This window comes from Peribacillus sp. NPDC006672 (assembly GCF_050274955.1).
Lineage (GTDB): Bacteria > Bacillota > Bacilli > Bacillales > DSM-1321 > Peribacillus.
The window spans coordinates 1-25486 of record NZ_JBNNOR010000011.1; the positions used below are offsets into that span (position 1 = coordinate 1).

30 protein-coding genes are annotated in these 25486 nt (G+C 41.9%); 19 read left to right on the forward strand and 11 right to left on the reverse strand.

Annotated features, from left to right (window positions below; all coding sequences use genetic code 11):
* Positions 1-157: 157 nt before the first annotated feature.
* A complete protein-coding gene (locus ACQKKK_RS17920; RefSeq protein WP_427617844.1) occupies positions 158-655 on the reverse strand; it encodes a phosphatidylglycerophosphatase A family protein in 498 nt (165 codons plus the stop codon).
* Positions 656-857: 202 nt separating this feature from the next.
* Here ACQKKK_RS17920 and yutH point away from each other — a divergent pair, with 202 nt between their 5' ends.
* The 5 genes from yutH (at position 858) to thrB (ending at position 6343) form a co-directional block, all read left to right on the forward strand.
* A complete protein-coding gene (gene yutH, locus ACQKKK_RS17925; protein ID WP_427617846.1) occupies positions 858-1859 on the forward strand; it encodes a spore coat putative kinase YutH in 1002 nt (333 codons plus the stop codon).
* Between the two features lie 108 nt (positions 1860-1967).
* Positions 1968-2882: a L,D-transpeptidase family protein gene (locus ACQKKK_RS17930; protein ID WP_427617847.1), complete on the forward strand. Its 915-nt coding sequence runs from the start codon at positions 1968-1970 to the stop codon at positions 2880-2882.
* Between the two features lie 190 nt (positions 2883-3072).
* Complete coding sequence (locus ACQKKK_RS17935) at positions 3073-4368, forward strand: homoserine dehydrogenase (protein ID WP_427617849.1); 1296 nt, start codon at positions 3073-3075, stop codon at positions 4366-4368.
* Entirely contained in the window at positions 4368-5429 is a 1062-nt protein-coding gene (thrC, locus tag ACQKKK_RS17940) for a threonine synthase (RefSeq protein WP_427617850.1), read from the forward strand. Before ACQKKK_RS17935 ends, thrC begins: the two co-directional genes overlap by 1 nt.
* The gene (thrB, locus tag ACQKKK_RS17945; RefSeq protein ID WP_427617852.1) at positions 5426-6343 is read left to right on the forward strand and encodes a homoserine kinase; all 918 of its coding nucleotides are present in this window, start codon (positions 5426-5428) and stop codon (positions 6341-6343) included. The genes thrC and thrB overlap by 4 nt, the downstream gene beginning before the upstream one ends.
* Before the next feature lie 226 nt (positions 6344-6569).
* On the opposite strand, the gene ACQKKK_RS17950 is transcribed toward thrB, so the two are convergent.
* Positions 6570-6806 (reverse strand): NifU family protein, encoded by a 237-nt coding sequence (locus ACQKKK_RS17950; RefSeq protein ID WP_034310199.1) that lies wholly within the window; start codon positions 6804-6806, stop codon positions 6570-6572.
* Between the two features lie 168 nt (positions 6807-6974).
* Here ACQKKK_RS17950 and ACQKKK_RS17955 point away from each other — a divergent pair, with 168 nt between their 5' ends.
* On the forward strand, positions 6975-7304 hold the full coding sequence (locus tag ACQKKK_RS17955) for a YuzD family protein (RefSeq protein WP_427617854.1): 330 nt from the start codon (positions 6975-6977) through the stop codon (positions 7302-7304).
* 95 nt (positions 7305-7399) lie between these two features.
* Here the strand turns inward: ACQKKK_RS17955 and ACQKKK_RS17960 are convergent, their stop codons facing one another.
* Positions 7400-8467 (reverse strand): NAD(P)/FAD-dependent oxidoreductase, encoded by a 1068-nt coding sequence (locus ACQKKK_RS17960; RefSeq protein WP_427617856.1) that lies wholly within the window; start codon positions 8465-8467, stop codon positions 7400-7402.
* Between the two features lie 305 nt (positions 8468-8772).
* Here ACQKKK_RS17960 and ACQKKK_RS17965 point away from each other — a divergent pair, with 305 nt between their 5' ends.
* On the forward strand, positions 8773-9009 hold the full coding sequence (locus ACQKKK_RS17965; RefSeq protein WP_427617858.1) for a YuzB family protein: 237 nt from the start codon (positions 8773-8775) through the stop codon (positions 9007-9009).
* Positions 9010-9061: 52 nt separating this feature from the next.
* Here the strand turns inward: ACQKKK_RS17965 and ACQKKK_RS17970 are convergent, their stop codons facing one another.
* The gene (locus tag ACQKKK_RS17970; RefSeq protein WP_427618065.1) at positions 9062-9784 is read right to left on the reverse strand and encodes a DUF2225 domain-containing protein; all 723 of its coding nucleotides are present in this window, start codon (positions 9782-9784) and stop codon (positions 9062-9064) included.
* Between the two features lie 210 nt (positions 9785-9994).
* Here ACQKKK_RS17970 and ACQKKK_RS17975 point away from each other — a divergent pair, with 210 nt between their 5' ends.
* Entirely contained in the window at positions 9995-10357 is a 363-nt protein-coding gene (locus ACQKKK_RS17975; RefSeq protein ID WP_061465461.1) for a HesB/IscA family protein, read from the forward strand.
* 628 nt (positions 10358-10985) lie between these two features.
* On the opposite strand, the gene ACQKKK_RS17980 is transcribed toward ACQKKK_RS17975, so the two are convergent.
* A complete protein-coding gene (locus ACQKKK_RS17980) occupies positions 10986-11978 on the reverse strand; it encodes an NAD(P)/FAD-dependent oxidoreductase (RefSeq protein WP_427617860.1) in 993 nt (330 codons plus the stop codon).
* Positions 11979-12444: 466 nt separating this feature from the next.
* Here ACQKKK_RS17980 and ACQKKK_RS17985 point away from each other — a divergent pair, with 466 nt between their 5' ends.
* From ACQKKK_RS17985 to ACQKKK_RS18000, 4 genes are all read left to right on the forward strand, one after another.
* The gene (locus ACQKKK_RS17985; protein WP_427617862.1) at positions 12445-13662 is read left to right on the forward strand and encodes an NAD(P)/FAD-dependent oxidoreductase; all 1218 of its coding nucleotides are present in this window, start codon (positions 12445-12447) and stop codon (positions 13660-13662) included.
* 152 nt (positions 13663-13814) lie between these two features.
* Entirely contained in the window at positions 13815-14315 is a 501-nt protein-coding gene (locus ACQKKK_RS17990) for an NUDIX domain-containing protein (RefSeq protein WP_427617863.1), read from the forward strand.
* Between the two features lie 108 nt (positions 14316-14423).
* The gene (locus ACQKKK_RS17995) at positions 14424-14741 is read left to right on the forward strand and encodes a YuiB family protein (protein WP_427617865.1); all 318 of its coding nucleotides are present in this window, start codon (positions 14424-14426) and stop codon (positions 14739-14741) included.
* A 131-nt stretch (positions 14742-14872) separates the two neighbouring features.
* Positions 14873-15565, forward strand: coding sequence for a 3D domain-containing protein (locus ACQKKK_RS18000; protein ID WP_427617867.1), 693 nt, complete (start codon positions 14873-14875; stop codon positions 15563-15565).
* A 99-nt stretch (positions 15566-15664) separates the two neighbouring features.
* Here the strand turns inward: ACQKKK_RS18000 and ACQKKK_RS18005 are convergent, their stop codons facing one another.
* Positions 15665-16453, reverse strand: coding sequence for a cobalamin-binding protein (locus ACQKKK_RS18005; RefSeq protein ID WP_427617869.1), 789 nt, complete (start codon positions 16451-16453; stop codon positions 15665-15667).
* 11 nt (positions 16454-16464) lie between these two features.
* Positions 16465-16947 carry a divergent PAP2 family protein gene (locus ACQKKK_RS18010; protein ID WP_061465453.1) on the reverse strand — a complete coding sequence of 161 codons (483 nt, stop codon included), beginning with the start codon at positions 16945-16947 and terminating at the stop codon, positions 16465-16467.
* 275 nt (positions 16948-17222) lie between these two features.
* On the opposite strand from ACQKKK_RS18010, the gene ACQKKK_RS18015 reads away from it, so the two are divergent.
* Positions 17223-18728 carry a leucyl aminopeptidase gene (locus ACQKKK_RS18015; protein ID WP_427617871.1) on the forward strand — a complete coding sequence of 502 codons (1506 nt, stop codon included), beginning with the start codon at positions 17223-17225 and terminating at the stop codon, positions 18726-18728.
* A 61-nt stretch (positions 18729-18789) separates the two neighbouring features.
* Here ACQKKK_RS18015 and ACQKKK_RS18020 read toward each other — a convergent pair whose 3' ends face one another.
* Positions 18790-19185, reverse strand: coding sequence for a hypothetical protein (locus ACQKKK_RS18020; RefSeq protein WP_427617872.1), 396 nt, complete (start codon positions 19183-19185; stop codon positions 18790-18792).
* A 252-nt stretch (positions 19186-19437) separates the two neighbouring features.
* Here ACQKKK_RS18020 and ACQKKK_RS18025 point away from each other — a divergent pair, with 252 nt between their 5' ends.
* From ACQKKK_RS18025 to ACQKKK_RS18050, 6 genes are all read left to right on the forward strand, one after another.
* Positions 19438-20187, forward strand: coding sequence for a GTP cyclohydrolase II (locus ACQKKK_RS18025; RefSeq protein ID WP_427617874.1), 750 nt, complete (start codon positions 19438-19440; stop codon positions 20185-20187).
* 14 nt (positions 20188-20201) lie between these two features.
* Positions 20202-21302, forward strand: coding sequence for a bifunctional diaminohydroxyphosphoribosylaminopyrimidine deaminase/5-amino-6-(5-phosphoribosylamino)uracil reductase RibD (gene ribD / locus ACQKKK_RS18030; protein WP_427617876.1), 1101 nt, complete (start codon positions 20202-20204; stop codon positions 21300-21302).
* A gap of 16 nt (positions 21303-21318) precedes the next feature.
* Positions 21319-22413: an FAD-dependent monooxygenase gene (locus ACQKKK_RS18035; protein WP_427617878.1), complete on the forward strand. Its 1095-nt coding sequence runs from the start codon at positions 21319-21321 to the stop codon at positions 22411-22413.
* A gap of 15 nt (positions 22414-22428) precedes the next feature.
* A complete protein-coding gene (locus ACQKKK_RS18040; RefSeq protein ID WP_427617880.1) occupies positions 22429-22992 on the forward strand; it encodes a 5' nucleotidase, NT5C type in 564 nt (187 codons plus the stop codon).
* A 128-nt stretch (positions 22993-23120) separates the two neighbouring features.
* On the forward strand, positions 23121-23513 hold the full coding sequence (locus ACQKKK_RS18045) for a hotdog fold thioesterase (protein WP_427617882.1): 393 nt from the start codon (positions 23121-23123) through the stop codon (positions 23511-23513).
* A gap of 112 nt (positions 23514-23625) precedes the next feature.
* Complete coding sequence (locus tag ACQKKK_RS18050; protein ID WP_427617884.1) at positions 23626-24345, forward strand: MOSC domain-containing protein; 720 nt, start codon at positions 23626-23628, stop codon at positions 24343-24345.
* Positions 24346-24397: 52 nt separating this feature from the next.
* On the opposite strand, the gene mnhG is transcribed toward ACQKKK_RS18050, so the two are convergent.
* Genes mnhG through ACQKKK_RS18065 form a run of 3 tightly spaced genes read right to left on the reverse strand, consistent with a single transcriptional unit; the run spans position 24398 to position 25480 of the window.
* Positions 24398-24736: a monovalent cation/H(+) antiporter subunit G gene (mnhG, locus tag ACQKKK_RS18055; protein WP_125161579.1), complete on the reverse strand. Its 339-nt coding sequence runs from the start codon at positions 24734-24736 to the stop codon at positions 24398-24400.
* Entirely contained in the window at positions 24720-25004 is a 285-nt protein-coding gene (locus ACQKKK_RS18060) for a Na(+)/H(+) antiporter subunit F1 (protein WP_061465443.1), read from the reverse strand. Before ACQKKK_RS18060 ends, mnhG begins: the two co-directional genes overlap by 17 nt.
* Positions 25004-25480, reverse strand: coding sequence for a Na+/H+ antiporter subunit E (locus ACQKKK_RS18065; RefSeq protein WP_427617887.1), 477 nt, complete (start codon positions 25478-25480; stop codon positions 25004-25006). The genes ACQKKK_RS18060 and ACQKKK_RS18065 overlap by 1 nt, the downstream gene beginning before the upstream one ends.
* Between the last annotated feature and the right edge of the window lie 6 nt (positions 25481-25486).

Consider the following 25486-nt stretch of genomic DNA (forward strand, 5'->3'; position numbering starts at 1 on the left):
AAGACGATTTCCATTCAAGTATCGAATGAGAATCGTCTTTTTTTAATTTGATTTACCGTACTAGTTAGAAAAACGTGAGTTTTTCAGCAGCCTCGCGAAAGCAGCCCTGTTTTTTTTATGTCGTAAAACAGTGAAAATCAATGAAATGAATGATTTGCTATTCTGCATTTTCAGTTCTATGGGCAAGCCGGCTTGAAGCGGCAGCTGCAATTGCTCCAACGATATCATCTAGAAAGGTATTTACCTTACCTGTGCTTTTATCGTTCAAATATTTTAAGATCCCCGGCTTTTGCTTATCAATGAAACCATAATTAGTAAAGCCAATGGATCCGTAAACATTCACAATAGAAAAAGCTAATATTTCATCCACCCCGTATAGGCCTTCATCTATTTCAATGATACTTAACAAGGGTTCCTCGAGCAATTTTTTCTCAGCTAGAATATCCAACTGAATACCTGTCAGTATGGCATTTTGGACCTCGCGTTTTGAAAGGACCCGTTCGACATTGTGAAGGCAATCGGACATTTGCAGATTTTCATGGTAACCTGCTTGTAAATACATGACAAGTTCAGCGATATCCTCCAATTTCACTCCTCTTTCACTTAACCATCTTCGAGCCGTTTGTTCAGATATTGATTGTTCAATATTAGCCATGTAATCACCCATTTCTCTATATTTTAAAGGGATGTTCTAATGCCGGCAGTTTTTAGTTGATTAAAATGAAAACCCATGAAAAATGTTTTAATGCGAATTTCCAATAAGGTTTCGATAATCATTCAGAAAACGGATTATTCCACATATATATAAGTATATGATGTCCAATATTTCTATATCCATTAATGAAGGGGGCCATTCCATGATAGAAGAAATCATTTTTAATAATTATGGTATACAGGTAGGGCCTGAAGAAGCCAATAGCAGGTTTCCAAGCTTCCGTTCAGGGAATATGGTTTACAGCATTGTTCCCATTGGAAATATGGAGCAGGAAGAATTAGTGGAACGGCATAAAATGTCTCAACACATGATTTCACAAGGAGATCGTCATGTATCGGTCTTTGTCCTTGCCAATCATGGAAGTTATGTTTCGGAAGCGGATGAACAGTTATTCATCCTTCTTGCTAATCAGGCTTTAGAAGGCCCGAAAAATTTCAACCCAGGAAGACGTCTGGCAAGATTTCACCAGCGCGGGAGAAATATTAATGCACCGATTCAAACATGTTCAAGGATTGGTAAATGGAAAGAACTTTGGGAACAAAGGATCGATCAGTTAGAAATGATTTGGAGGGATAAGCTCAATGCCCATCCTGATAACCAGTTTGAAAAATTATTTATAGAAACCTTTCCCTATTATATGGTACTTGGTGAAAATGCGATTCAATATTTAGTCGACACGGAAATTGATGATACCCCGGAAATTGTCGATAGTGGAACGGTATGTTATGAACGTTTTTTACATGATACCTGGAAAAACAATAAATGGATGAAAAATCCGTTTGATTGGGTATTCGATCACGGCACCAGGGATGTGGCGGAATGGGTGAGGGAACACTATTTTCAAAATGTGCATACTCATCAGCGAGGAATTGGCCATTTCTTTCACGAATATCAGACTATAGAACAATTCTCCAGCTTTTCAGCCCGGTTGTTATATTCGAGAATGCTATTTCCCATTCATTACTTTGAGACCGTAGAAGAATATTTTTCAAAACCGACGGAATCAAGGTCGAATGAATTGGAGGACAAAATATCGTCGATCACGAAATCCTCCCAACAATATGAATCATTCCTCAAACATTTTTATGAATTGGCGGAAGTTCCGGCCAAGCAATATAATTTGCCTCAAATTGACTGGATTTAGGAAAGAAATATGATTCATCCTTAATTACTATGTTATGATGATAACAAGATTTTTTTGAATAGTTAGATATTTAAAGCGAATTACTTAAAGATGTGGAAAGGTGAGTCCATGAAAAGATTGATAATGGCGGCCCTTTTATTCCTTTTAGTCATCCAGACGACAAATCTTGCTAAAGCTGAAATGAAAACAAATTGCGAAGCAACTCAATTCAAGATTGTTATGAAGTCTACTACGGATATGAAAGAAAAGGCATCGGCTGCAAGTAAAACATTAAAGAGCTATAAGAAAAATAAAGAATTATCGGCAAGTGGAAGAACTGGAAACTGGTATAAGGTCTGTCACTCAAAAGAGACTGCATATATCAAGATGGCAGATGCAAAAGAGGTTTTCAGTTCCGGTGAAGAAGCCCTTCTGCAGAAGTTCGATTCGAGAAAGGGCGTTAACCAAGTTGTATCGGTAAAAGGGAAATCGATGAGTGATACGGAGGTCACGATCCAAACCTATGAAAAGAAACAAGGTGAATGGAGACGGGCATTAAAGAAGATGGAGGGCGTCATTGGGAAGAACGGCTTCACGAAGAGCAAAAAAGAGGGTGATGGCAAATCCCCGGTTGGGATTTATTCATTTGGTACTGCCTTTGGAAGCAAAACGAAGCCGGCCGGAATGAAAATGAGCTATAGGAAAACGACCAATTATGACTACTGGATTGATGATCAAACATCCAAGGATTATAACAAGTGGAAAACCTATAAAGGGAATCCGGCAGATAAATGGAAGTCTTTCGAAAGGATGAATCATGAACTATATAGGTATGGGGCGGTCATCAATTATAATACGAATCCCATCATAAAAGGAAAAGGCAGTGCAATCTTTCTTCATATATGGAGAGGGGAAACAAAGCCGACGGCGGGATGCATAGCCACTGCCGAAAAGAACGTCCTGAGTTTACTGAAATGGATGGATCCCTTGCAAAAGCCACATATAGTAATGGGTACAAATGATTCATTAAAGAGCGTTAAGTAATAATCTTCAAAATGGTTTTCCCATAAAAAAATTAGTGCTATCCGTTCTTACTTATTCAAGGGATGGACCAAAAAAGTTCGTACATCCATCTTTTCTAACTATTGATAATTAGATGAATTAATCTTATAATGTCTACTATACAAATACAAATGTTTTCTTCAGGTAAACAGTTCTTAAGGGGGAACCAAATATGAAAGCCATCTCAATCGGTTTATTGGGGTTAGGTACAGTTGGATCAGGAGTCGTACAAATCATCGAAAGTCATCAGGACAAGCTCACGCATCAAGTGGGCTGTTCAATATCCATTAAGAAGATACTAGTCAAAGACACGACGAAGGAGCGGCTTGTCGATATTGATAAAGGTATGTTAACTGACAATCCTGAGGATATCCTTTCGAATCCCGAGATTGATGTTGTAATTGAAGTTATGGGTGGAATTGAAGAAACACGCGTTTATCTGATGGAAGCAATAAAAAATAAAAAGCATATCGTTACGGCCAATAAAGATCTAATGGCTTTATATGGACCGGAACTGCTGGAATTGGCCACCGAGAATCAATGTGATTTATTCTATGAAGCAAGTGTTGCAGGCGGAATTCCGATTTTACGCGGTCTTGTCGATGGATTGTCTTCTGACCGCATCACGAAAATGATGGGAATCGTCAATGGAACGACAAACTTCATTTTAACGAAAATGAGCAAGGAAGGCAGAGCTTATGATGACGTATTGAAGGAAGCTCAGGAGCTGGGATTTGCTGAAGCCGATCCTACAGCCGATGTAGGGGGATTGGATGCTGCCCGTAAAATGGCGATACTATCCACACTCGGGTTCTCAATGAACATTGGCTTGAATGATGTGGAGGTACAGGGCATCACCGAGATATCCGAAGAGGATTTGAGATATAGTAAAAAGCTTGGTTATACAATGAAGTTGATCGGCGTCGCTTCCAGGGCAGGGGATAGGGTCGAAGTCAGCGTCCAGCCTGCACTTCTTCCGGAGGCACATCCATTAGCATCGGTAAATAATGAATATAATGCGGTATACGTTTATGGTGAAGCTGTAGGGGAGACGATGTTTTATGGACCAGGAGCGGGAAGTCTACCGACCGCGACTGCAGTCGTTTCGGATATGGTGACGGTCATCAAGAATATGAGGCTGGGCGTAAATGGCCGTAGTGCCGTTTCACCGCAGTACCCGAAACAATTAAAAGCTGCTACTGAGATCTTCGCTAAGTTCTTCATTCGATTGCATGTTCAGGATGAAGTTGGCGTTTTAGCCCGAATCACGAATTTATTTGCCGAGCATGGGGTAGGGTTTGATAAAATCCTTCAATTGCCGCTGGATGAAAAGGAATCTTCCGAAATCGTATTAGTTACGCATACTGCCACATTGGCTGCATTTGAGCAAATAATACAGAAGTTACATGATTACAATATGGTAAGAGAAGTGAAGAGCACATACAGAGTTGAAGGAGAGGACATCTAATGAGCTGGCAAGGACTTATAAGCACATATAAAGACTTTTTACCTGTCAATGAAAATACACCTCCACTATCCCTTTTGGAGGGGAATACACCTTTAATTAGACTGAATCGATTATCCGAAGAGTGGGGAATCGACTTACATGTAAAATATGAAGGGGCGAATCCAACTGGATCTTTTAAAGACCGCGGAATGGTCATGGCCGTCGCCAAAGCGATCGAAGCGGGTAGCGACACGATCATCTGTGCTTCTACTGGGAATACATCGGCTGCTGCCGCAGCTTATGCCGCTCGTGCCAACCTGCGCTGTATCGTTGTCATTCCAGAAGGAAAAATAGCAATGGGTAAGCTTGCTCAAGCCGTTATGTACGGAGCGGAAATCATCTCGATCGAAGGGAACTTCGACCAGGCTTTAAAAATCGTCCGTTCACTTAGTGAGAGCTCACCGATAACTCTTGTGAATTCGGTCAACCCATACCGGATTGAAGGGCAGAAGACGGCGGCTTTCGAAATTTGTGACGCTCTCGGGTCTGCACCGGATATATTGGCGCTTCCAGTCGGGAATGCAGGTAATATCACGGCTTACTGGAAAGGGTTTAAAGAATATAATGAATCGAAACAAACGGGCCTTCCTGAAATGAGAGGGTTCGAAGCGGAAGGGGCGGCAGCAATTGTCAGGGATACCATTATCGAAAACCCCGAAACGATTGCAACTGCCATCCGGATTGGTAATCCAGCCAGTTGGAACTTCGCTGTGGAAGCAGCAAATGAATCCAAAGGTAAAATTGATGAGGTGACAGACGAAGAAATTCTGGAAGCCTATCATTTTCTCGCTAAAAAAGAGGGAGTATTTGCAGAGCCAGCATCATGTGCTTCCATTGCAGGCATCTATAAACAATTAAAAAGCGGTGAAATCAAAAAGGGCAGTAAGATCGTTGCGGTACTGACAGGAAATGGATTGAAAGATCCGAATGTGGCAGTCGATACAAGCACGATTCAACCGACATTGTTGCCAATGGATGAAGAGGTCATTTTAGGACATCTACAAGGTGTGAACCAGGCATGAGTGCAGATTCAGAGATGTTCTTGATCCGTGTACCGGCGAGTACGGCCAACTTAGGACCAGGATTCGATTCCATCGGTTTGGCGCTAGGACTTTACTTGGAAATACACGGATCTTCATCAGATCATTGGGAAGTCGTTCCGCTCTCAGAGGAAATGTCTGTTTTTCCAAGGGATGACCGTAATTATATCGTGCAAATTGCCAAGAAAACGGCTGCTTTTTATGGAAAGGAACTATCCCCATGCCGGCTTTTCGTCTCTAGTGAAATTCCACTGGCACGGGGGCTTGGAAGCAGTGCCTCTGCCATTGTAGCTGGTATTGAATTAGCGAACATCGTTGGTGAACTCCATTTATCCGATGAGGAAAAGAATAGGCATGCTTCCCTCTTTGAAGGGCACCCGGATAATGCAGGGGCATCTGTGTATGGTGGAATGGTTGTGGGTCTGCATTCAGAGGAAAGAACGGATGTCGTTTCATTTCCGATCGAGGGAGTTAAGGTGATTGCAGTCATTCCCAATTTTGAATTGCTTACTGAGGATTCAAGAGATGTCCTTCCGAATTCGCTTTCCTATAAAGATGCGATAAGCGGAAGTGCAGCCGCCAATGTTTTGCTTGCGGGAATTTTATCCAAAGACTGGAAGCTTGTAGGTGAAATGATGCAAAGTGATCGTTTCCATCAACCCTATAGGGCGGGGTTAGTCCCTCATTTAGCACTAATAGAAGAGGTTGTCCTTAAAGAAGGCGGATTTGGTACAGCCCTAAGCGGAGCAGGTCCCACGGTTTTATGCTTGGCATCCGCAGAAAAATGCGAAAGTGTGTTCACTGGATTGAAGGGGAAATTTCCGGAATTTCTTGTGAAAGAGCTGGAAATCGATAATGATGGCAGCCATACGGCAATCCTATCAGAACAAGAATAAAAGGAATTGAAATTTTTGAAATCGTAAGCCATGTTTGATTTAAACACAGTAGATTATAAAAAAGCTGACCCGCGTCAAGCCGTATCAAATCATTTGATAGGGCAAAAGCCGAGTCAGCTTTATTTTATAACAGTCCAGAAAAGGTTCCGGTCTGCACGAAAAAAGGTTGAACGTTTATAGATGAGGTGATCCTTCATCCATACGCTGCATGTTATTTAAAGGGCTATTAGAAAACTTGTTCAACTTCCACTACACCAGGGACTTCTTCAAGAAGGGCACGCTCAATCCCAGCTTTTAGCGTAATGGTCGAACTAGGACAGCTTCCGCAGGCTCCTAGTAATCGTAATTTTACAATTCCATCTTCTACGTCAACTAGTTCACAGTCACCGCCATCACGAAGAAGAAACGGACGAAGCTTATCTAGGACTTCTTGAACTTGAACTTCCATTGTTTGTTCAGACATTGCAATCGACTCCTTTCCTAATCATATTATAATGCGAAGGTAGTAAAAAATCCAACTGTAAACTTTGCGGAAATATAATCTATATTATTCTGGTAAGATGGAAACAGGTGAATGTTTCTAAAAAGTATTCAAAATGAAGTAAAAATACTAAAATGGTGGAGGAAGAGTATGGTAATGAAAGAAATTGAGATAGAAGTGTATGGAGCGGAGCAAATTTGCGCGAGCTGTGTAAATCTCCCCTCTTCTAAAGATACTTGTGAGTGGCTTGAGGCTGCTTTAACGAGAAAGTTTCCTGAGCAGAAATTCAAAATAACCTATATAGATATATATAATCCTCCAGAAAAGGTGAAGCAAAAGAGCTTTGCCATGAAGATGATCGAAGAAGATTTATTTTATCCACTGGTCCTCATTGAAGATGAAATCATTGAAGAAGGAAATGTGCGGCTAAAAAAAGTGGTGGAAACTATGGAAAGATATGGATATGTAATACAAGTGTGATATATAATGTAAGAAACAAAAAAATGACCCATGAATGAGCTGCACGCAGCTCCATGGGTCATTTATGAAATGTAATCGCATAAGAAGGTTTGGAATTAACCGTTATGGTATTTATACATCCAGAGAATGCCTGATTTCATTAATCGTGCCACTCTTCCAGTGATAGGGCGGTTTGCAACAAGACCAAAACCTTGTTTCTTCCCAAGAGAACCTAATGTCCCTTTTAATTTCATGGTAGGGAAGCTTTCTGGAAGTGGTTCATTTGCCCATTTTTTCACAAGGACTTGGACGATTTGCTCAGCTTGGGACTCCGCTAATTGAGCACTAGGTGCATGAGGCAGGCTTGCACAGTCACCGACCACAAAGATGCTGTCATTATTAGGAAGGAAATGCTGAGGAGTCAGAACCGCTCTTCCTTGACGGTCTTTTTCAATATCCATATCGCGGATGATTTTACTTGGCTGAATTCCAGCTGTCCAAACGATGACGTCACTCTGAATGGCTTCGTCGCCATTATAAAGAAGGTTCGGCTCAACTTTGGTTATATTTGAATGATGGATGATATCGATTGTATGTTTATCGAACCAAGACTCGACAAATGTGCTTAATCTTTCTGGGAAAGCAGATAGAATATGCGGTCCACGGTCAAATAACTTAACGTTTAAATCTGAACGGCTTTCAATCAATTCACTTGCAAGCTCAACACCGCTAAGTCCGCCACCTATGATAGAAACGGTTGCACCAGCCCCTAAATTATTCAAAGCTGAATATGTGCGGCGTGATTTATCGATTGTTTGGATACTATAGGTGTGTGTGTCTGCTCCAGGAATATTGTGGTATTTATCTTCACAGCCAAGGCCGATGACTAAATCATCATAAACGACAGGGTCTTGATTTTCTATAATGACTTGTTTATTTTCCATATCGATGGAAAGTACTTCTCCGTATACGTTCTTCAAGCGAGGATGTTCAGGAAATGCAACACGGATGTGCTGATCAGGAATGGTACCTGCTGCTAAAGCATAATATTCCGTTTTTAAGCAGTGATAAGGATTCCGGTCGATAAGCGTGATGCTCACATTTTCAGGAAGCTGATTAGGCAGCAATCTTTGCAACATGCGCATACCACCATACCCACCACCAAGTATGACTAAATTCTTCATATTATTTTCCCCTTTATTTGATCTCTTAAAAATTTGATAAATGCTTCACTTGTGAAAAACAACTATCCCATTATAGTATTTCCCCAAATGAACCTTTTAAAGTTATTTAAATATATATACCCCGATAGTAGTAAGAATAAAAAAATTAAATAATTTTCTTTTTTTACGTACCCCGACAAAAGTATAACGAATATAAAAGGAAATCACAACCTGTATCTTAAAATCGGCTTATTTTATATGCGTAAATATTGACTGTAACTGGGAAAAGTAATAAGATGGTTTGTTAGTAACTGTGAGGTGAAACAATGTACCCGATTATTGAATTTTGTGTAAGCAATCTGGCCAGCGGTGCTCAAGAGGCTCTGGAAAGATTGGAGCGGGATCCGAATTTAGATATCATAGAATATGGTTGTTTGGGATATTGCGGCAAATGCTCCAGTAACTTATATGCGCTTGTAAACGGTGAAGTGGTTTCCGGTGACACAACGGATGAATTGGTAGATAAAATATATAAGTTCATTGATGAATTTGACATGTTTTAATCATCAAGGACGTAAAAAGGCTGTCCCTGCCTGGGACAGCCTTTTCATTGCTTTATCCATTCATAGCTCCAGCAACGGGTGGGGTGTTGCCCTGTTCTTGCTTAATTTCCTGAAAGCGGTCCCTGGCCATCTGGATGATGGAGGTTTCCCGGGCATTTTTTTGTCTTTCGAATACTAACGAAAAGTACTTGATTGCTGCTTTTTCATTCCCTATTCTCTTGGAGATGTCGCCAGCGAGATATAGGATTCTGGCTTCAGATACCTGGGTACCGCTGAAGTCTCCCGTTGAATAGGATGCTTCATATTCCTTAAGTGCGAATCTCAAAAATCTTTCCTCTTGTTCCTTGGACCGATTGATCCTATATAGCCAGGCAATCCGTAAATGGATTCCGGCCAGGATAATATGTTTTTCCTTTTTTAAAGCCCCGCAATAACTTGCCAGCTTGTATGTATTGATAGCGTCTTTAATGGATCTCTCATTGCTGAAATGATGGGGAACCCATTGGGAGCTTACCTTTTCCATAATGATTTCCCTTGTGGCTGGAGGGAATTGCCGGGAGAAATCATCGGAATAGGAAAAGCCGCAGTGAGGGCAAACAAAAATATTATAGTAAAGGGCTTTAATGGCTGAATCAGCATAAATGGGGCAAAAGTCCGTATCATATTTAGCTACTTTTACAAAATGCGATCGTACCCTTTTTGTGGTTGATTTTTGTTTGCATAGAAGGCATTCCATGTTTTTGTCATATAGAGGCTGGATATCTTCGATGGAAATTACCTCCCTTCCTTTTTTTGATTAGGTCAAAGTATTCAGTTCGATATACCTATAATTCTTATTATAAACCATTTTTAAAATAATGTTGGTAAAATAGGTGCGGGAATATGAATTTTTTCAAGCCGGAAAATTGAGCGTGGGAAATTCTTTGGTATATACTATAAAGAGAAATAGTTCTATCTCACTTATAAGAAGAAGGAGGGATTTATTGTGAGTGAAGTTGTTCAAATAACGGAAGCTGCCGCTTTTCAGATAAAAGAAATGATGAAACAAAATGGTGAAGAGGGTTCCTTTTTAAGAGTGGCCGTCAAAGGCGGGGGCTGCAGTGGATTATCCTATGGAATGGGTTTTGAAAATGAGCCCGGAGAGAAAGATAGCCAGCTGGAACAGTTTGAAATTAAGATCCTTGTTGATAACGGGGATGCAGATATATTGAATGGAACGGTAATTGATTATAAACAAACGATGATGGGTGGAGGCTTTACGATTGAAAACCCAAATGCTATCGCTTCATGCGGTTGCGGGTCTTCCTTCAAAACGGCAAAAAACGCCGGTACACCGGAGAATTGCTAACAAACTCTGTTCATTTGGAAAAAAGGGGGGGCACTTTAACAAGTGCCCCCCTTCAGTTTGTAGACAAAAAGGAGTTCGGAATGTTCCCGAACCATTTAAAGAAATTTACGACACTCTGCCGAATAACTGGCTAGCGAGACACCAAAGGCGCTTGTGTCGAGGAGGCAAGGCAGAAAGTAGGCGGAAGGGGAGCGGATTATTGCGTGGACCGCAAAATAAATGCTCTGGAGAAGGTCGAATAAATTCGTGGACGGTCAAAAAAAGTGTCATGAAGGACGAAAAAGTGGTCCAGATCCTGCTGAAAAATGATGGCTTCGATGTTATCCACTCTTTATCCACATTTCCCTCTAAATCTGCAAGGATTGGATGCCCGCCGAGTTCTTTTATCGTTCGAGCCTGTTCCTTTCCGGATCATTCCATATCCATTCATTTGTGGATTTTTTGATGAGTTCCCCAATTATCTGTTTTCCGGTCGTTCCGTTTGCTCCTTCAATTAAAGTATATTCTCCTTTCCATCGAATAACATGGTTAGCACTGTGGATAACTAATGGGAAATAGTTATCCACAATCTTGGAATTGGGGACAAAAAAACCGGCTTAATGAAAGCCGGTTCTTTTTCGTAATATTGTTAAAACATTGAAGAACTGTGCATGGGCTGGACTTTTGCTTTTGGGTCAATATATTGCTTGGCATGATTGACAGCAGTGGGTGCCTCACCAAAACCACTTGCGATTAATTTGACTTTGCCATCATATGTTGCTATATCACCGGCTGCATAAATTCCTGGAATATTCGTTTCCATTCTTGAATTCACCAAAATACTGTTCTTCTGGATATCAAGTCCCCATTCCTTAATAGGACCAAGAGAAGAAACGAAGCCGTAGTTGACGATGACTGCATCTACCTCCATCGTTTCTGTATCTTCACCATTTGTATCCTTGATGACAACTGTATGGATCCGGCGGTCTGTACCAATCAACTCTGAAGGTATGTAAGGAGTCTTTATTTCAACTTTTGAATTTTTAAGGTTTTCTACACTATGTTCGTGGGCACGGAATTTATCTCTTCTGTGAATGATGCTCACTTTCTCGGCGATCGGCTCCAGCATAAGTGCCCAGTCCACTGCTGAATCCCCACCTCCGAAGATCACCACTTTTTTGCCAGCAAAATGATTGAGATCATCGATGAAATAGTGAAGGTTGCTGCTTTCATATTTTTTTGCATCATCAATTTCGATGCGGCGGGGTTGGAAAGCCCCATTTCCAGCTGTGATGATGATGGTTTTGGAATAATGGATTTCTTTATCCGTCGTTAACTTGAAAACTCCATCTGCTTGCTTCTCCACTTCTTGAACGGCTTGCTCCAAGACAACCTCTTGTTCAAACTTTGCCATTTGTTCTTTCAAATTATTCACTAGCTCCTGAGCACGCACTTTGGGGAAACCTGCGATATCATAGATATATTTCTCAGGATAAAGGGCCGACAATTGTCCGCCTAATTGTGGTAGGCTCTCGATGATTTTTACGGATGCCTGTCTCATGCCGCCATAAAATGCAGTAAATAATCCAACTGGGCCGCCGCCAATGATGGTGATGTCATAAACTTTTTCGTTAACTTCCAACTTTATCCCTCCGATATACTAGGTTTGCTGAAATTTATTCTCTTATTTTAACATAGATAATCTTTTAAAAAAGGGAGTAAGATTAGAAAAGTTAGAAAGTTTTGAATATAACTGAACGGTTGCATTATGAAGACTGGTCACCCCCTTTCATAAGTGGATAAAAATACTCTTTACCAAGGTTGAACATATAGTATGAATATGGTCCGTCACCGGGTGAAAAGCATCGTTTTTCAGCTTTATTTTTCACGAGAAAAAGTTCGGTTTGTTACTTGAAAAAGGTATGGAAAAAGACTAATATTTACTTATACATCATTTAGTGAATTTTTTATGACAATTACGAAGTATTACGTGAAATACGTCACAAATGTATAAGAGTGCTTTTTATAATGGAAATTAATAAGATAGACAATAGATTTTAGTTATGGAAAGCATCACAAGAAAATATCGTAAAGGTGGACGAATACTTTTGAAAAAGCCAACTATCGTTGTTTTAGGAGCAGGTTATGGTGGACTGATGACTGTTACTCGCTTACAGAAGGCATTAGGTCAAAATGAAGCAGAAATCGTATTAGTTAACAAAAATGATTACCACTATGAAACAACATGGCTGCATGAAGCATCTGCTGGTACGCTTCATCATGATCGTGTGCGCTATCCAATCAAAAGTGTCATTAACGGCAGCAAAGTTAAATTCATCCAAGATTCTGTTTTAAAAGTGAAAACAGAAGACAAAAAAGTCATCCTTGAAAAAAGCGAAATTTCTTATGATTACCTAGTGATTGGACTTGGACCTGAATCGGAAACATTCGGGATCCAAGGGCTAAAAGAATATGCTTTCTCTATCTCTAACGTGAACACTGCACGTGAAATCCGTGATCATATCCAATTGCAATTTGCTACGTACAGTTCTGAGGTCGAGAAAAATGAAGACCGCTTGACGATCGTTGTTGGCGGAGCAGGATTTACGGGTATCGAATTCCTTGGCGAATTAGCTAACCGTGTTCCTGAACTTTGTAAAGAATACGACATCGATTTCCAAAAGGTTCGTATGTATTGTGTGGAGGCAGCACCAGCCGTCCTCCCTGGCTTCGATCCGGAATTAGTGGATTATGCAGTTTCCTACCTTGAGAAAAAAGGTGTGGAATTCAAAATCGGTACACCGATCAAGGGGGCAACTCCTGAAGGAATCATCGTCGCTAGAGGCGAAGATGAAGTGGAAGAAATCAAAGCGGGGACTGTTGTATGGGCAGCTGGCGTGCGTGGTAACTCAGTGATTGAAGCATCAGGTTTTGAAGCAATGCGCGGACGTATTAAAGTGAACCTTGACATGCGTGCACCGGGTCATGATGATATTTTCATCGTAGGGGATTGCGCTTTGATCATCAACGAAGAAATTAATCGTCCATATCCGCCTACTGCACAAATCGCCATGCAACAAGGTGAGGTCATTGCGAAGAATCTGACTAAATTGGTTCGTAATGAAAGTGACCTTGAAACGTTCACTTTCGAAAACAAAGGAACGGTATGTTCACTTGGTCATGATAATGCGATTGGAGTTGTATTCGGCAAGAAAGTTACAGGCAAGACTGCATCATTCATGAAGAAAATGGTTGATAACAGGGCATTGCTAATGATTGGCGGAGCTTCCTTGGTTGCTAAGAAAGGTAAATTCAACGTCCTTTGATTTTTTGCGATATATAATGATGGCCATTTGGGGATTGTCCCTGAATGGCCTTTTCAATGGCATCAATCGATGAGCGTGCCATGGGCACCTTTTATATGTGGTACATCATCGTATGTTCACTAGCGATTTGGAATTTACACTACTTATAATGAATGAAGGGGAAGTGTGTTTTGGTGGAACGATGCAAAAATGTTTGGTTGGCAGTGTCCGGTCTTGTGATATCTGATAAAGGCGAGTGGCTGGTCGTGAACAAAAGGTATGGCGGATTGAAAGGGCAGTGGTCGCTTCCGGCAGGTTTTGTCAAAAATGATGAAACCGTTGATGAAGCTGTCGTAAGGGAAGTGTTGGAGGAGACGGGCATTCATACAGAAATCGAAGGAATTGTTGGAGTGAGAAGCGGAGTCATCAAAGGGGAAATAAGTGATAATATGTTAGTATTTTTACTTAAACCGATCAGTTTTGAAGTCACCGCTCAATTGGATGAGTTATATGAGGCTAAATTTTATGACCCTGATTTACTCATACAAGAGGGGAAGCAATCGTTATTATTGGAACAGCTTTTAGCTTTTAAAAAGGAAAGAATGCAGACGATGCTTGATGGGTTGAACCCGGGAGACCATTTTGGCTATACATCATATAAATTATTCATGTGATTTGGGTAATTATCTTTTCTTCGGTATTATTTGGCATTAAGTCGTTGACGTAGCAATTATTTTTTCAGTAAACTAAAGGTGTCGCTTTTAAGGAGGGTCAAGAATAACATGCCATTGCCTGTTTTAATTATCTCAATACTCTTATTTTTTATATTGTTTTTCGGAATTGGCTTTTTGCTGAATATGCTCTTCCGTTCTTCGTGGATCATGGTCATTTTATTTCCAATCGTCTTCATCATCATTGTCAATGAAACGAAGCTAATAGAATATTTTAGAAACCCGGGAATATCTTTTTCACATCTTGGAACGAACCTTACATCCTTGCATTCAGCAGACATCATTATTTTATCAAGCGGGCTGCTTGGTGCGGTTTTAGCTGGTGTGGTCATCAGGATTCTAAGGAATAAAGGATATCAAATGTTTTGATAATGGGAAGGGCCGTCATTTATGGACGGTCCTTTTTTTGTAAGGGAAAATTGGATCTTTTCATATTTTATGAATACTTTCACTCTGGAAAGGGAACAAATATCCTTGTGAGAGGAGTGGAATTAATACATATGAAGATTGTAAAGGCATTATTTTTGAGGGTTGCTATTATCATATTATTTATCTTGGCCATCGACTCAACCTTAAATCATGTTTTTGGGGCTGCGCCTGAAGATCATCCTTTTGAAGAGGCAATGAGACAACATCGAATGCTTGGTCTCGAATATAAAGCGATCCATAGTGGAGGTCAAGTGGCAACGCTAATGGCATCCGCATCCATGAGCAATGGTCCCACGACGATATTGGAGGCAATGGAGCTCTTGAAATATCCGAAGCATGAAGTTTTGGCTACAGGCTATACAGCAGGGTATGAATCAACCGGAAAGTATCCGGAAAGCCCATCCTATGGAATCACTTATTCAGGGGTGAAGGTGAAACGGGATTTGTTTTCCACCATTGCCGCCGATCTTGCCGTATTCCCTCTCGGAACCATCCTTTGGATTCCGGGCTATGGATATGGGGTTGTAGCGGACAAGGGCGGTGCGATCAAAGGAAACCATCTGGATCTATACTATGACACCGTACAAGATGTGTACGAAAAGTGGGGAAAGAAAACCCTTGAAGTATATGTTGTGCAGAAAGGGAACGGCGAATTATCTGAAGAACAGCTAAACAAGTTGAATGAAACCAAGATCAGGCAAGTATTCAAGCCTAAAATCGCCGGAAAAACATTGAACGAGAATGTATCTTCCTTTGCTTTTTAATGAAATGATGGAAAAAATCTATTAAAAGCCAAATCGGTGAAAGCGAAAGTAAAAAGGCTGCCTCAATTGGGGCAGCTTTTTTGTTCATTTTAAACGCCCTTAAGACATGCCTTTGTACTCTTCAGGATGCAGAGTCTTTGCCAATTTTGACAGCCCATCCAGTAAACGGGGGGAAGGCCGGCAGAATAAGGGTTCTTCCATAATGTGAATATTGTTAGCCCGGACTGCCTTCATATCGGTCCACCCTTTCCGTTTCTTGACAAGCGCCGGGTTGACTTTTCGTAAAGGGACACCGACCCAAGCTAAGCAAATATGGTCTGGATCCTTTTTCTGAACCTCTTCGGACGTGACTTGAATGCTTGCCATGTCCACATCTTCGAAAAGGTTATATCCTCCCGCAAGAAGGCTGATCTCGGATAACCAGTTAACTCCCCCAGGGCTGAATAAGGGATTTGGCCACCATTCCCAATATAGGGACGGCTTTGTTTCGATTTTGGCGGCGACGTTTTTATATTGAAGGATGGTATCCCGGAATTTTGCTGCCTGCTCCTCTGCTTTATCATTAAGATCCATGGCCCTGCCCAAGGTCAGCAAATCCTTTGCGATATCTTCAAGTGATTGCGGATTGAAGATAATGTGAGGGAGGTTCCGTTCTTTTAATCCTTCAATATTTTTTTCCATACCCGGTACACTGAGGGAAGCCAGCACCAAATCGGGTTTCAGTGATTTTACATGATCGATATCAATCGATAAATCCGGTCCCACTTTAGGAAGGTGCTGTATGGTTTCGGGCCAATCAGAATAGTCATCGATAGCGATCAGCTGATCTTCTATCCCTAGATATGTGCAGAGTTCCGTATTGCTTGGGCAAAGAGAGATTATTTTCAAAACTTGACCACCTACCCTTGAAAGATGAAAAAGTGAAGTGCCAGTGCAATGAATACTCCGGTCAAGGCTCCGAAAAATACCTCGATTGGCTTATGGCCCAACAGTTCCTTTAATTGTTGCTGTTTCTGTTTATCCGCTTTTTTCTGCCAGTTCTTTGCTTGCTCGACAAGTGTATTGAAGTCCGTGACGAGCTGGTTCAAGACGGCTGCCTGTTCTCCTGCCTGCCGTCTTACTCCTGTCGCATCGAACATCGTGATGACGGCAAAGATCGCGGCAACGGCAAATACAGGGGAATCCATTCCGGTTTCAATCCCTACTGCTACGGTTAAAGCTGACACGGCCGCAGAGTGGGAGCTTGGCATACCGCCTGTTGAGTTAAGAAGTGACCAGTTAACTTTGCGAAAAGCTATGAAGTGGATGGGTACTTTAATGAATTGAGCAAAGAAAATGGCAATCAATGCTGCGATTAAAGGGAAGTTGAGAAATAATTCCAAGAGTATCAGCCTTCTTTCTAGTTATAAGTAACGATGAAATCCATATATAGGTAAATAAGGAATCCTGCTCGGTACAAGGCCCTTATTATTAGTTCCATTCAGTCCTGCCGATTCCCTGCTGGTTATTAGTATTAAATATGGTCTTCCTTATACTATTACTCTAAAGTCACACATTCTAAACAATATCCCTTGTTATTATTATTTCCATGGGCCTTATTCGAAAATTTTGAAAGATTTCGTTATAATGAAGGTAATCGAATGGAGGAGGTAGCAGAATGTTCACAGTAAAAGATTCCTTGAATATAGATTTGATTGACGAATGCCTGATTCTAGGCGTATTTGACAGACCCGTAAAATTCTCAGGCATAGGGAAAGAAGCAGATGAACGATTAGATGGTCAGCTAACCGAGTTAGTAAAAGCGGGAGAAATCCCTTCCAAGAAAAAATCAGTAGTTAAAATACATACATTAGGTAAATTAGGCATAAAGAGATTGATTTTTGTAGGGTTGGGCAAGGAAAAGGAGCTATCCTTTGAAACGCTGCGCGAAGCGTTGGGGAAAGCGCGTAAAACGATTAAAGAATCCAAGCTTACGACGCTATCGATTGCTTTGGATACATTCACGACCGAAAACCTGGATGCATTGGACGCAGCGCATGCTTGTTCCGAGGCTTTTGAACTCGCTTCGTATAAATTTGATGGATACAAGCAAAAATCGAACCAGGTCGAAAAAAGCATTGAATCGATTACGGTTTACAGTGAATCGGATAAAGAAGAGGTCGGGGCCGCACTTCATGTAGGGAAGGTCTTCGGAAGGGCGACGAACTCTGCAAGAACATTGGTTAACACACCAGGCAATTTGTTGACTTCCACGGATATGGCGGATTATTCATCTGCTTTGGGCGAACGTTATGGCTTTGAAGTGGAGATCCTGGAGAAGGAAGATATGCTCAAATTGGGAATGGGAGCCCTCCTTGCTGTCAATCAAGGTTCCGCCGAACCTCCGAAAATGATCGTCCTGAAGTACCAAGGTAAAGATGAATGGAAAGATGTTATCGGGTTGGTTGGTAAAGGCATCACATTCGATACCGGTGGATACTCATTGAAAACGAAGGCCGGAATCGTTGGAATGAAGACCGATATGGGCGGTGCCGCAGCTGTTTTAGGTGCTATGGAAATTATCGGCGAATTAGGACCGGATCAAAATGTCGTGGCTGTCATTCCATCCACTGATAACATGATCAGCGGTGAGGCACTCAAGCCGGATGATGTGATCACTGCCATGAGCGGCAAGACGATAGAGATATTGAATACGGATGCGGAAGGCCGGCTCGTTTTGGCGGATGCCATAACTTACGCTAAACATCATGGTGCCGACTATCTTATTGACGTTGCTACTTTAACGGGTGGTGTTATAACGGCCTTGGGCATGGATATGACGGGTGCAATGACCAATGACGCGGATTTCTATGAACAAGTGGTTAAAGCCTCAGAGGAGGCCGGGGAGCCTATGTGGAGATTGCCTATTACAGAAAAGGACAAAGAGAGGGTACGCAATAGTAAAATAGCGGATTTAAATAATTCACCTGGCGGGGCAGGACATGCCATCATGGGTGGAGCCTTCATAGGCGAATTTGCCGAAGACACTCCGTGGGTCCATCTGGATATTGCCGGAACATCCACAACCTCGAGCAGCTCCGAATTGTGCACGCCGGGAGCGACAGGTGTGATGGCACGAACGCTTGCACTATTTGTTGAAACCTTTGAATCGAAAACAAGATGAACCAAAAAAGATCCGAAGCCGAAAATAGGCTTCGTTTTTTTTACAAAAAAGATGTTGGACGTTATATGTCCCTCCATTTCAAGCTGATGATGATATGACAATTTTCAGCCCCTGTTTTGGGATAGAAATCAAAACGGATCCCATCAGGGTTATACTTGATATCGGGTTCGTTTTTAATCCCTATCTTTCGAATCATATCAGCAACTAAACTCTGATTCGATGCTTGGGCGGCAGTCATCAACCTGTTTGAGAAAGGCTTGGATGTGGCTAATGTATCGATGACTTTTTTTACATCAACCAATAAAGCTTGCGATGACTTTGCCGATTTAACTAACAGATCTGGATTGGTTGCCGAGTATGGACGCAATGTTCCTTCCAGTTCCCGATTCATGTTCACTGACCCGACGGGAAGCGGAAATAGGTCAGGGTCATATAAAAAATAAGGGAAATCCTCCAAAAGGTTTCATTCCTTTCCTTAAGTCTGTCTATAGACACGTTTTCTTTATACGTTAAACTATGTATAAAGGCCAGCCGTTATGATTAGATTATGGATCACCCTTTTCCGAAAAAAATCTTCTTGAATTTATGAAGAAAGACACACTATTATTTGTAAACTGCTTCATTGACAGGTATAGTGTATAGTAATATACTTACTTACCTAAAGTAAGCAGAAGGCACACTATAAAATTATAAAATAGGTGATGTTAACATGAAAATAACCCAGCAAACAAAAGACCTTTTAATAGATAAAATCAATATCCTTAAAACTCCGGGAAAGGCTGATATATGCCTAGTGGGGCCTGTGAACCTGCCTATTGAACAAGGAGAATTCTCAACGGTTTTTCAATGGTATACATGGCTTCAGCTCGATGGCGTGGATAATGACAAGGAAGCGGTGCTTGATTCGCTTTCGGAAGCCAACCTTGCTTTTGGCCAGCAATCCTCCGTATTGGTGTATGGGGATTTTAAAAAGTCGGATGATGCACTGGTCCGGATGCATAGCATCTGCCATACAGGTGATATCTTTGGCAGTAAACGCTGTGATTGCGGCTACCAGCTCCACCAATCGATGAAGATGATAGCCGAGCATGGGTGCGGGGCCATTTTTTACCTTGCTGACCATGAAGGAAGAGGGATCGGCCTATTTTCCAAATCTCTTGCATATTTGCTTCAGCAGGAAGGTTATGACACGGTCGAGGCGAATCAGGCTTTAGGATTCGAAGACGATACGCGGTCTTACGAGGGAGCCATTCGAGTGTTGAAGGAACTGCGTGAGGATCCGGTCACTTTAATTACGAATAACCCCAAAAAGTTGGACGCCCTTATGAAGCATGGACTTGCAGCAAAGGACCATATTCCGCTTTGGGGCGGTTTGACGGAAGATAATAGTTTCTATCTGGATACAAAGGTTAAGAAGTCTGGACACATACCCCACAAGAAGCCAACTATGATTGTATAAGGAGAGCTAACCGTATGAATGATGATCAATATTACATGAAGCTGGCACTGGATTTGGCGGCAAGTGCTAAAGGAAAGACGAATCCAAATCCAGTTGTCGGTGCAGTCATAGTTAAAGACGGTGTGATAGCCGGGACAGGAATCCATCGTAAAGCGGGTGAACCGCATGCAGAGGTACATGCTTTCAAAATGGCGGGTGAGTATGCAGAAGGGGCAACGCTATACGTAACTCTTGAGCCGTGTTCCCATTTTGGAAAAACCCCTCCTTGTGCAAATTTAGTGAAAGAATCAGGTGTCCGGCGAGTTGTGGTGGCTACGCAAGATCCGAATCCGGAAGTTGCGGGCAGGGGTATATCGATCTTAAAGGATGCAGGCATTGAAGTGGAAGTTGGCGTCCTGGAAAAGGAAGCTCAAAGACTGAATGAGCGTTTTATTCACAATATGCTGACGAGCCGTCCATTTGTCATTTCGAAGTATGCGATGACACTCGATGGAAAACTTGCAACCCACAAAGGCCATTCAAAATGGATAACAGGAGAAGAATCCCGTCATTCCGTTCATTTGCTCCGAGATGAGGTGGATGCCATTCTCGTTGGAATCGGGACTGTTTTGGCTGATGATCCATCACTTACGACCAGACTTCCGGAGGGCAGAGGAAAAAATCCGATCCGAATCATTTTAGACAGTGAATTACGTGTTCCAATGGAAGCCAACGTTCTCCAGGTATCAGATGCGAGAACCATGATCGTAACGCAGGAACATGCAGCTGCGGATAAAATGGCAGCTCTACGTGAAAAAGGGATTGAATTCATTTTCGTCCCCAAAAACGATTCGGGCCTGAATTTAAGGACCTTGATGGAAGAGCTGTATAAAAAGGGGATTACGGATGTCTTGCTGGAAGGTGGAAGCGAAGTGAATGCCTCTTTCCTAAGGGCAGGGCTTATCAATAAATACTTGATTTATATAGCTCCTAAACTATTGGGCGGACGAAACTCACTAACACCGTATAGTGGAATGAATGTTGATACGATGGATGAAGCGATGGATGTTTCCTTCTCTGGCGTGGAAACGTTTGGAGAGGACATACGCATCACTGCTTATCCTAAATTAAAATAGACAACAGGTGATAGGCATGAAGGTTAAATCAGATGTATGCATAGTCGGATCGGGACCTGGAGGAGCGCTGCTAGCCTATCTATTGGCCAAACAGGGCATTTCAGTCGTCCTGCTTGAGAGGCATTCTGAAGTTGCACGGGAGTTCAGGGGCGAATTCTTGAACGAAGAAGGAGAGGGCATTCTGAAAAAGCACGGTTTATTCGAGAGTGTGGAAAGACTAGGCTTGCTTAGGATGGAACAAATTGAATATTGGCATGACGGCCAAATATTTAAAAGGATTTTCCCTGAATTGCCGGTAGATCATGTTGGGATACATGTCCCTCAGAATCATCTCCTTACAGCAATATTGAATGAAGCTGAAAAGCTGGACTCTTTTCAATTGATGATGAATACGAGGGTTACGGGCTTGATTCAGAATGAAATGGGCCGGTTTTCGGGTGTTAAGGCCCGAAAGGATGGAAATGACCTGGAAGTGCAGAGTTCATTGATAATCGGAGCGGACGGTAGATTTTCCATGGTTCGAAAAAAAGCGGGGATACCAGTAGTGATTAAAAATCATGGCTATGATTTACTGTGGGCAAAAATTCCCGCTCCAGAGGGGTGGAAGCCTTCGATCAAGATGGCATTGGTCAATGACTCCCAGGTTGCCCTTTTCACTCAGGCTGGAGGTTTCATCCAAATTGGATGGAATATAGAACATGGTTCATTTCCCCATTTGCGAAAACAGCCCTTTGAGCCATTCATTGAAGATTTACTTTTCGCCTTTCCTGAACTAAAAAAGGTTGTGTGTGAAAATATCCGCTCTTGGCATGACTTCATTTTATTGGATGTTTACAGCAGCTATTGTGAAACGTGGTCAAAGGATGGCGTTGCTTTATTAGGTGATGCAGCCCATACGATGACTCCTACAGGCGCATATGGACTCAATTGTGCCCTGAAAGATGCCGATATATTAGCCGATCTTATTAAAGGATGCATCATGTGGGAGGATACTGGCTTCCTTGGACTTAAAATCGCTGAACCGGAAAGAAAAGCCGAAATTGAAAGATTACAGGCCATACAGGTGGACAAGGAAACTTTCTTCGCAGCACAGTTTGCCGCTAATGTTTGAATAGGAGTGAAGGATATGAAATTCGGTTTTGATATTGACGATACCCTTATTAATTTGAGGGAGTTCGCGTTCCATCTTTATAATGAAAAGCTTAATAAGAACATAGAGTTAACGGAATTCAGAGCTTTAAAGACGTTAGAGATCCATGAAGCTTTCGGACTTGATAAAGAGGCTGGGGGCAAGATGTGGAACAGCCTTGCCGAGGAAGTGTATTATTCATCCTGTCCAGCCTTCGAGGGAGCAGTGGAAACGCTGCAGGAGCTTGAACGCGATGGCCATGAGATTTACTACATCACTGCTAGAAAATCGGAGCATGGTGAACGGACGAAAAAATGGTTGATTGAAAACGGCTTTCCCGTTAAGGATGACCAATTTTACTGCGGCATGAAGGATCATGAAAAAATTGATACGATTCGCAAATTGGAATTGGATTATTATTTTGATGATAAACCGGCAGTGCTGGAAACTTTATTGGATATTCCAACGAAAGTGTATGCAATGGATAACTCCTATAACAGGGATTTGGATATTCCAAGACTGACAAGCTGGTTTGAATTAAACGAAATACTCTCCAAATAATACAATTCATATTATTGCCGGATGACTTGATAGACTTGGGTCATCCTTTTTTTGTATACTGATATGAATATTGATTCATTTTTTTGATGTACATGGCAAGAAAAAACATAAGAGTTGGGGGTATTGGGATGGAGAGAAATATTGAAAGTTCTTTGATAGGCACGCTTGGGATAGAAATGAAGGAAATCGGTGATGGGAAAGTCATTGCGACGATGCCGGTGGATGAACGAACGAGGCAGCCGTTTGGATTATTGCATGGGGGGGCGTCCGTTGCCCTTGCCGAATCTGTTGCGAGTTTTGGCGGAATCCAGCTTGTAGATAGGACAAAACAAGCTGTCGTCGGCCTTGAAATCAATGCCAATCATGTAAGGAGCGTCCGTTCTGGTTTTGTTACCGCAGAAGGGAACATAATCCATCGCGGGAAGACGACGATGGTATGGGACGTGAAAATCCGTGATGAAGAGGATCGTCTTATCTGCATTTCACGCTGTACATTGGCCGTTATCGACTTACCAAAGTGAATCAGGGAACTATCGCTTTCATGTAACGTAATGATTTTACAGCCGTTCACTATTTTTATTTTACAGTGTACGATTTAAATATAAAGACTATTGATTGAAAAGGAGTTTTTTTATGCTGGTTGGTCATATACAAGAAATCACCCGCCATCCTGTAAAATCATTCACTGGTGAGCAGGTGCAGAAAACGAAGGTGATGGACTATGGGCTATATGGAGATCGCAGTCATGCCTTTAAAGACAAGAATGGGAAGTTTTTAACGATAACCCAAGTTCCTGAAATGGTCCGTTATCAAGCTGTTTTTTCTGGTGAGGAAACCCTTGAACAATATCCGGAAATTAAAGTGAAGACCCCTTCAGGAAATGTGCTGGCTTGGGGAGAGGAAGCCTTTCAGGAGGAAATGGAACGGTTGTTGAAACAGGAGGTAACATCCGTTGTTTATCCGCCTGCACATATCCCGTTTGGTGCGATTGAGGAAGAAAACATCCTGCTTGTCAGTGATGCCTCGATTGGCGAATTGACAAAGCTCTGGGGAAACGAAGTGGATGGCAGGAGATTCAGGCAAAATTTGGTGCTATCTTTAGTGGACAAAACGCCCTTTTTAGAAGAGCAATGGTTCGGAAAAAGGATTCTGATTGGAAATGATGTAGAATTGGAGATAAAAAGGCATTGTGAGCGTTGTATGATCATAACAGTCAATCCAAGCGATTCCCAAAGAGATCCATCACTCTTGAAAACTGTCGTCAAGGAAAGGAACAATCATTTTGGCGTATATGCCTCGGTCATTCGTACGGGTGAAATCAGTTTAGGGGACCAAGTATTTTTAAAGGATTGATACATGAAAAGAGCTGCTCCTAATCGGAGCAGCTCTTTTGCAATGGCAGGAATCACCGGATCTTCTTTAAATCATCCTGGACACTTCGATCCCACATTTTAACGCCTGAATGGTATGCAGAGCGATTGATTAAATGCCCGGCAACAGGGCTGGTCATGAAGATAAAGATAATCGCGAGCACGACCCGGAAATCGAAAAGGCTATGTTTATAATAAAAATATAACAAGGTGCCAATCAGGATGAACATGATTCCAAGTGTTGAGCTTTTTGAGGCAGCGTGATTTCTTGTATAGACGTCGGGCAGACGGATGACTCCGAAAGCCGAGACTAAAAAGAGAAAGACCCCCATTAAAAGGAATAAGGCTGATAGTATTTCAACGATTGCGGTCATTTTCGATAATCTCCCCTTTCTCAAGGAATTTGGCGAAAGCGACCGTTCCGATGAAAGATAGGATTCCGAGCAGAAGAATGGCTTCCAGATAAGCGCTTGTATCCATGACAATGGATACAAGCGCAACGATTGCGATAAGATTTATTCCCATCGCATCGAGCGCGACGACCCGATCCGGTACAGAAGGCCCTTTGATTAAACGGTATAAGAATCCTATCATGGAAAGCGAAACACCGAGCAACGCGATTTTAAGTATAAGATCGAACATTATTTGCTCACCTCCATGATCGCCTTTTCAAATGTATTTTTAATGCTGTCCACGGCTTCTTCTTTGTCGGCAATATCCATCGCATGGATATAAAGAATCCGATTATCCTCCGATACTTCAACGACAAGTGTTCCTGGTGTCAGTGTAATTAAATTCGATAGTATCGTAATTTCCCAATCCTTAGTTAGCGCGGTTTCGAATGCGAATATGCCAGGTTTTATATCCATATTCGGTTTAAGCACGACCTTAAGGACGCTAACGTTGGAAAGTAAGAGTTCCCTTGCGAATATAAGCAGTAATTGAAGGACGGCATTCACCCTGTTCAGGTAAAAACGGTCATTGAAAAAATGACGGAAGACGAACATGATGCCGAGCCCCAATACATATCCGATGATAAAAGTGCTCCCGTTAAACTCATTTTTCAAAAACATCCAGATAAACGCAAGGAACACATTCAGTAAAATTTGGAATGACATCAGGCA